General features: G+C 43.4%; 7 protein-coding genes. 6 read left to right on the forward strand and 1 reads right to left on the reverse strand.

The window, feature by feature from the left end; translation table 11 throughout:
* Positions 1–384: 384 nt before the first annotated feature.
* The 3 genes from PTT44_RS12135 (at position 385) to PTT44_RS12145 (ending at position 4,345) form a co-directional block, all read left to right on the forward strand.
* Positions 385–2,631 (forward strand): TonB-dependent hemoglobin/transferrin/lactoferrin family receptor, encoded by a 2,247-nt coding sequence (locus tag PTT44_RS12135; RefSeq protein ID WP_168158578.1) that lies wholly within the window; start codon positions 385–387, stop codon positions 2,629–2,631.
* A 64-nt stretch (positions 2,632–2,695) separates the two neighbouring features.
* Positions 2,696–3,505, forward strand: coding sequence for a hypothetical protein (locus PTT44_RS12140; RefSeq protein WP_168158442.1), 810 nt, complete (start codon positions 2,696–2,698; stop codon positions 3,503–3,505).
* A 93-nt stretch (positions 3,506–3,598) separates the two neighbouring features.
* Entirely contained in the window at positions 3,599–4,345 is a 747-nt protein-coding gene (locus PTT44_RS12145; RefSeq protein WP_273795652.1) for a DUF4198 domain-containing protein, read from the forward strand.
* A 173-nt stretch (positions 4,346–4,518) separates the two neighbouring features.
* Here the strand turns inward: PTT44_RS12145 and pcaU are convergent, their stop codons facing one another.
* Positions 4,519–5,343 (reverse strand): IclR family transcriptional regulator PcaU, encoded by an 825-nt coding sequence (pcaU, locus tag PTT44_RS12150; RefSeq protein ID WP_168158439.1) that lies wholly within the window; start codon positions 5,341–5,343, stop codon positions 4,519–4,521.
* Positions 5,344–5,622: 279 nt separating this feature from the next.
* On the opposite strand from pcaU, the gene PTT44_RS12155 reads away from it, so the two are divergent.
* The 3 genes from PTT44_RS12155 to PTT44_RS12165 form a co-directional block, all read left to right on the forward strand.
* Positions 5,623–6,303: a 3-oxoacid CoA-transferase subunit A gene (locus tag PTT44_RS12155; RefSeq protein WP_142768880.1), complete on the forward strand. Its 681-nt coding sequence runs from the start codon at positions 5,623–5,625 to the stop codon at positions 6,301–6,303.
* Positions 6,304–6,316: 13 nt separating this feature from the next.
* The gene (locus tag PTT44_RS12160) at positions 6,317–6,970 is read left to right on the forward strand and encodes a 3-oxoacid CoA-transferase subunit B (protein WP_168158438.1); all 654 of its coding nucleotides are present in this window, start codon (positions 6,317–6,319) and stop codon (positions 6,968–6,970) included.
* Positions 6,971–7,345: 375 nt separating this feature from the next.
* Positions 7,346–8,145: acetyl-CoA C-acyltransferase (locus tag PTT44_RS12165; RefSeq protein ID WP_273795653.1), on the forward strand; the 800-nt coding region annotated here is incomplete at its 3' end.

Here is an 8,145-nt window from a genome sequence, read left to right on the forward strand (position 1 = left end):
TGATTTGAAGTTTAAGGGTGGAGTTGAACTGTATTGAGATTCTTGGATTTGATGATAGCGCCCCATTATTTTTTGCTTTAAACGCTCGATATTGGGTTTAAAGTTTGAGGTTTTTTTGTATACAAATCGATCGAGAAGCCACTCGGCTTGAGTTAAGCATTGAAATCAAAAACTATTTTTTGAACAGTCTGATTCGCTGGAAAAATAAAATAAAAGCAAATACTATTTGTAAATAATAATCTAATTGATTATGATTCGCATCCACTAAGTGTCCCTATATCAATTATCTTTCCTAGCCTCCGTCCTTGAGTACATGGAAAAGTAATTTGAATTGTATGTAATGATTATCAATATCATTTAAGAGGTGGGTTTAACCGCATGAGTATGAAGCAATATCAGTCGCAATTTTCGGGCGACGAAGTTAAAAGTTTGAACCTCCGACCTTGCTATTTATCATTATGTTTGGCTGTGCTCATGACCACAGGTTTGAGTTCTAAGAGCTTTGCACAAGACAATGTTTTAGTTTCAGCCTCACTTCCAAAGATTACGGTTTATGCTGAACATGAAGATCAAGCCCCAGTTTCTAAGACAACGATTAATCGGGAAAATTTAGATAAAACTGGGGTGACCGATATGGCAAGTATCGTGAAGTACTTGCCTTTGGTACAAGCGCCATTTTCAGTTGCGGGCAGTGGTACATTTTTCGATGGAACTGGAACCAGTGGTTATAACATTCGTGGGATTGATGCCAACCGTATTGGCTTAGATATTGATGGGGTTGATATTGCCGAAGCGACTGTCAGCTCTTATGTTCCGCCTAATAGTATGAGTCAACGTGGTGCAGGTCGTGATTATATCGAGCCTGAAATGTTTAGCTCGGTAGATATTGTTTCCGGAACAACAGATGCATCTACTGACGGAATCGGTGGACGCGTTTCATTTAAAAACAAATCTCCAGAAGATTATTTGGTGGATGGAAAAACCATTGCGGGTACTGCAAAAGCAGGCTATAGCTCTGCGGATGAAGCATGGTTAAGTTCGGTAACAGGGGCGGTAGGAAACGATGAGGTGAAAGCCTTAGTTGCTTATGCTCATCGTGATGGACATGAAACAAAACCTAACTCGAAAACCAAAGCATTCCCAACGGATTGGAGCTCTGATGCAGTATTGGGCCGAGTTGTATGGGCGCTCTCCGATCAGCATCAGTTTAATTTGACAGGAGATTTCTATCGTAAAAGTGCCGATACCACAGACATTAGTGCCAGTTTATTTAGTAATTATAAAAGCGATGCCACCCAGCAGCAGGACATAGATCGTACCCAATTTAGTCTTGAACATATTTATAAACCTGAGACATTGGTGCTATTTGATCAGCTGAAAAGCAAAATTTGGTATCAGGAATCAAATAACGAAACCGCGACTTCATTCATGAATAATGCGAATACGAAACGTGATTTCTCAACCACTTATAAAGAAAAAAATACAGGGATTAAGTTTGATGCATCGAAGAACTTAGAGCAGCAGACTTTAAAATATGGCCTTGCGGTCGACCAAAAAGATTATTCCAGTACCAAAGTCGATTTACGCAATGGTGCAACACTGCCAACCCTCTATCAAGATGGTTACTTACTGGATTCTGAGTTAAAGCGTTATGCAGCCTATTTCTCAGATGAAATTCGTTTGGGGCTCTTTGGTCATGACTTAACCCTAACACCATCGCTTCGTTTTGAACGTCAGGAGTATCGACCAGATTCTTCGAGCTATAGTGATGTCCAAGCACGTGACTTTAGTTATGTTTCGCCGAGTTTTGCGGCCAGCTATCAATTTACTCCTGAAAACTACAGTTATTTTAAATACACCCGCGGTACACGTATTCCATCACCTACTGAGATAGGCGGCATCTATCAAACCACCGCAGGCAATCCAAGTTATATCGTGATTGGTAACTCGAATCTTGATGAAGAAACCAGTGATGCATTTGAAATTGGACTGAGAAATACTTCAATTGATGGTATCAAGTTTGATGTCACAGGTTTTTATACCAAATACAGTGACTTCATCGATTACCACAACTATGACACCACACCACAATATCCTTATGGTTACTACCGTGCAGAAAACCTAGCCAATGCCGAAATTTGGGGCGGTGAGCTGTCTACACGTATTGATTTGGGTCAATTTATTCCACACTCGGATGGATTTAGCCTCGCTTTAGTGGCAGGTAAAACCAAAGGCACCGCAAAAAATAAAGATGGCCTGAAAAGTGGGGTGAATTCAGTACAACCTGAAAAGGGCAGCCTCACCTTTGCTTATGACCACCCAGATAAAGTCTTTGGTTTAGGTCTAACTGCAACTGCGGTCGGGGACAAAATCGCATCTAAAGATGTGAGTACCTACCAAGATGACGTGGAGTATCAACCTGTTGCAGGTTATGCCGTGTTTGATCTCTCAGCTTACTGGAATATGAATAAGTTCACTAAGTTGAACGTGGCGGTGAATAACATCTTTGATAAGACGTATTGGGACTATGCCGCAGTGGGCACCATTACAGGAACGAACCAAGCCAGTCTGATCGATCGTGCTGCAGAACCGGGTCGTAATATTGTCGCAAGTATCGAATTTAAATACTAATTTCAAAGCTAGATAGAACTGAGATTCCGTCTAGCAAATTTAACCTTCAGGAAATGAAATCACCATGAAAATTATGACTATATTGGCAACGGGCATCGTTATGCTCAGTGCTTCAGCGAGTATTTTAGCTGCAGACAAAACAGCACAAACAGATACATACCAACAAGCTTATGCCATTCATGCGCTTTATCACCCAGAAAATAAACAACCGAGTGCTGCACTGGTAACACAGCAATATACGCAGGATTATGCCGTACTTTTTGCGAACACAAAAAAAGTGACAGCCGAACAGTTTGCACAATTTGAACAGGCACGCTTAGACCCTGTACTTAAGCAAAGACGCGAAATGTCTTTAAAACAGGCGCATGTCCGTTACGGTATTTTAGATAAAAGCAAGGATCAAAAGTTGACGTTGAAAGAATTCCAAGCCTCTGGTGAAAAGACTTTTGATGGTTTTGATCAGAACCAAGATGGTTTGATTAATGCTGAAGATGCAAAGTTGGCTGGGGCAAATACAGGAACACATGATGGTTTCCGTGCCAAATTACCCATCTCAATGCCGATGCCAAGTAATGTGAATGAGTTTATCGCGCAATATGGTCAGGGTAAAAATTATGTGACTTTGGGTGACTATCTAACAGCGCGCGATAAACAATATTTCGAGACCGATACCAATCAAGATTTGATTGTGACTGAACAAGAATATGTCGACGAGTTTATGCAACGTTTTGACCGTAATTTGGCGACTGGCACGAGTCAAATGCAGGAGCTTGCAGGACAGCAATTCAAAGCCATTGCAAAGGGTAAAACTACCATTCAAGCAAACGATATTAAACAGTATGCGAAAAAAGTAGGGCAAGCCTCAGCGCAATAAACCAGCCATACCTTTAAGTCATCTATGAGTGGCTTAAAGGTAAAACTGATGAGATAGACGATGGACAATGATACATCAATGGAATATTCAACGATGAAAAAAATAGGTTTGGCTTGCTTACTGAGTATCTTGGTCGCAAATGGTTGGGCACATGCACCCTTTGTGGCGCCAAGCAGTTATGTGGTGGACGGTGGGAACACTGCGATCTTGGCAGGATTTGCAGAGCAAGCTTTTGACTCGGAAGTGGCCATTAAAGGCTTTAACTTTAAAGTACTCACGCCGAAGGGTGAAACTCAAGAATTAACATTGAGTCATAGTAAAGCTTTAAGTTTGGCTGATGTGAAAACGGATCAAGCAGGAACTTATACAGTTACTGGGCTCCGAACAGGTGAGCTTAAATATGCAAAAGTGGGGCAGCGTTGGTTACGTGTCTTAGATGCAAAAGCTGAAGATTTAGCGCCACTGGCTGAACGTCACTTTGTCACCCCAAGTGAAGTACAAGCGAAAACCCAGCAGTTTACTGTGCAACGTGTTGATCAGTTGCTGAGTTATTTCTCTAAGCAACAATATGGTGCGGTGAAGCAAGAGCACGCCCAACAAGGTTTAAGATTAGAGTTTTCAGGACATCCAAATCAAATTTCATTAAAAACACCATTCAGAGTGAAATTGAACTTGGGTAATAAACCTGCGTCAGGTTTTCAGGTCGCACTAGAAAAACAAGCCACCACATTGGGTGAGGCTGAAAAAGAGATCCAGTTGGAGACCAATGGTTCGGGTGAAGTCACTTTGCCATTTTCAGCGGTCGGGCAGTACCTTGTCACCATCACCTCACCAGAATAGTCTGAAAAGATTCGACCCAATGCTCAGATCTATAGAACGATTTTGAGCTTATACGTCAACCCTTAAGTTAAGGTAAGACAAAGAGGAAGAAATTCACACAAAGCTGTTCTAGCTCCTCTCGGCTGAATCATAGACTTATATATGATAATCGTTACGTGATTTTCTTTTAAACATTAAAGAATATTACGTAGTTCGCGTGCGGTTTCTTGTAGTAATGGCAGTATGTGTTGAATCAAATACTCTTTGGTTGTGCGCATGGTAGGGGAAACAATATTTAAGGCTGCAACCACCTTTAACTGTTGCCCATAAATCGGAACGGCAAGGGCATGTACGCCCAATTCATGTTCCTCACATGAATAGCACCAACCTTGCTCTCGAATTTCATGCAATAAGGCCAGAAACGTTTCATTGTTGGTATGGGTATATTTGGTTAGGCGATGTAACGGATATTGATTCAGCCATTCACACTGTTCCTGATCATCTAGATAGGCCAGTAAAATTTTGCCTGCCGATGTCGCATGTGCAGGTAAACGATTTCCCAAATGCAGGCCATAAGGATTGACACGATCCGTTTGCTGGTGCGCGGCACTGCGTGCAATGGTAATGGCTTCATAGCCATCTAGAACCATAACGGAAAAAATGAGTGAGGTTTGATTGGTGAGCAGGTTCAGCAAAGGTTGTGAAATTTTAGGAAGATGTGCTCCACCTAAGTAAGAGCCTGAAAACTTAAGAATTTTAGGGGTTAAATAAAAATAATGACCATCAGATTCTAGATAGCCTAAATATTCAAGGGTGAGTAAATGGCGTCGCGCTGCAGCACGGGTCATGCCTGTGCGTTCTGCTGCCATAGTGATATTTAAACGATGTCGGTCAGTACCAAAGCTGTCGAGAATGGCCATGCCTTTACTAATACCAGCGACAAAATCTTCATGTCGAATGGTTTTTTTATTGTCTTTGTGTTGAAGACACTTTTCTCTTGTCTCGGTTGTTTCTTCCATCGTGTTCCCTTTATCCATTTTTATTTCTTCATTATTTTTACTATAACGTGAAATCTGACTGAAAAAATCAGGTTTTGTTCGATAGTAGGTAAAAATGTTCGATCATCGAACAAAAGCAAGTCTGACCATCTAGTCTTATGTAGGGAAATGTTAAAAAATGAACACATAAGGAAATCAAACTAAAAGACTAGGGAATGTTGTTTTAGCTGAATTATTCTCCAGTATAAGTGAGATTTCCGCGCCTTTTCAAATTTGCATGATGCACAATGGAGTTATCTAATGATAGATAAAAGTGCAGCGACCTTAACGGAAGCGCTCTCCCAAATCACCGACGGCTCAACCATCATGATTGGTGGTTTTGGTACAGCAGGCCAACCTGCAGAACTGATCGATGGCTTAATTCAACTCGGCATTAAAGACCTCACGATTGTCAGCAACAACGCAGGCAATGGCGACTATGGTCTGGCGAAACTGCTTAAAGCGGGTGCGGTGAAAAAAGTCATCTGTTCTTTCCCGCGTCAGTCAGATTCTTGGGTTTTTGATGAACTCTATCGTGCAGGCAAAATCGAACTGGAACTGGTGCCTCAAGGCAATCTAGCCTGCCGTATTCAAGCTGCGGGTATGGGACTCGGTGCAGTCTTTACCCCTACAGGCTTCGGTACCTTATTGGCTGAAGGCAAAGAAACCCGTCACATCGACGGTAAAGATTATGTGTTGGAATATCCCATCAAAGCCGACTTCGCTTTGATTAAAGCACAGCAAGGCGACCGTTGGGGCAATCTGGTCTATCGTAAATCTGCACGCAACTTTGGTCCAATCATGGCCATGGCAGCAGGTGTGACCATTGCCCAAGTGTCTGAAGTGGTGGAACTGGGTGAATTAGACCCAGAACATATCATTACCCCAGGCATCTTCGTTCAACATGTGGTGCAGGTACAACCTGAACCTGTTGCTGTGTAATCAGGAGACTTTCATGAGCTATCAAAAACTCAGCCGCAACCAAATTGCGGAACGTGTGGCACAAGATATACCAGATGGCGCTTATGTGAATCTTGGGATTGGCTTACCGACCAAGATTGCCAGCTACCTTCCAAGCGACAAAGATGTGTTTTTACATTCTGAAAATGGCTTGTTGGCTTTTGGTCCACCGCCAGCCGCAGGAGAAGAAGACCCTGAGCTGATCAACGCGGGTAAAGAATATGTGACTATGCTCGAAGGCGGTGCCTTTTTCCATCATGGCGACTCTTTTGCCATGATGCGTGGTGGACACTTGGATATCGCAGTTCTCGGTGCCTTCCAAATTGCTGCCAATGGTGATTTAGCGAATTGGCATACGGGTGCACCGGATGCGATTCCAGCAGTCGGTGGTGCCATGGATTTAGCCGTGGGTGCCAAGAAAGTGTTTATCACCACCGATCATGTCACCAAACAAGGTGAACCGAAGATCGTGGCGGAGCTGACTTATCCTGCAACAGGCTTAAAGTGTGTAGATCGTATTTATACCGACCTGTGCGTGATTGATGTCACTGCTGAAGGTTTAAAAGTAATTGAGAAAGTCGACGGTTTAAGCTTTGCAGAATTGCAGGCGATGACGGGTGCTCCGCTGATTGATTTGACTCATCCATGAAACCAACACTGCCGCACATTTTGCTCATGTTCTAAAAGCTTTTTGTATAGGCAATGCCTTACTTTTTAGGGATAAAAAGTAACAAAAATCCCTTGTTGGACTGATGGTATATCCATATACCACAGTCCAACAGGCGGCATCCATGCCGCCACCGAGAAATGCTTATGGGAAAACCTCAGATCGAGATTTTCACATATTCGAATGTAAATTGAGAATTGCTACCGTGACTGGCGACAGGGATGTTGTGTCTGAGTAACACAGGGTTTTGTCACTTTTGCCCAGTCAAAAGTGAGGCATTGCCTACGTAAAGGCAGAATGAATCCACCCAGCAGTTGTGGCAGTGACAGCAACAGATTTTAATATGGAAATGTAAGAATGAAAGACGCTTATATTATCGATGCCATCCGTACCCCATTCGGACGCTATGCAGGTGGACTCGCTGCAGTGCGTGCCGATGACTTGGGTGCACTGCCAATTCAAGCCCTGATGCAACGTAATCCAAGCGTGGACTGGAAACAGGTAGATGATGTGATCTACGGTTGTGCCAACCAAGCGGGTGAAGATAACCGTAATGTCGGTCGTATGTCAGCATTGTTGGCAGGTTTACCCGTTGAAGTCCCAGCCACGACTGTAAACCGTTTATGTGGTTCATCACTAGATGCCATTGCGATGGCAGCCCGTGCAATTAAAGCCGGCGAAGCAGATTTAATCATCGCAGGTGGCGTCGAAAGTATGTCTCGTGCACCTTTTGTCATGGGTAAATCAGAAACAGCTTATGGCCGTAGCCAGAAGATTGAAGACACCACCATGGGCTGGCGTTTTATCAATCCGAAGTTGAAAGCCATGTATGGTGTCGAAACCATGCCACAGACTGCAGAGAACGTGGCGCAACAATTTAATATTGATCGCGCAGATCAAGACCAGTTTGCCTTGGCGAGTCAACAGCGCACCGCAACCGCGCAAGCTCAAGGCTTTTTTACACATGAGATCATCCCAGTGAGCATTCCTCAGCGTAAGGGTGATCCAATTGTGGTGGACACGGATGAACATCCGCGTGCATCGACCACATTAGCAGGTTTGGCGAAACTGAAGCCAGTCGTCACAGCAGAAGGCACCGTCACAGCGGGAAACGCGTCAGGCATCAATGACGGTGCGGCTGCTGTACTGATCGCTTC

The organism is Acinetobacter sp. Gutcm_16, from assembly GCF_028649355.1.
Lineage (GTDB): Bacteria > Pseudomonadota > Gammaproteobacteria > Pseudomonadales > Moraxellaceae > Acinetobacter > Acinetobacter johnsonii.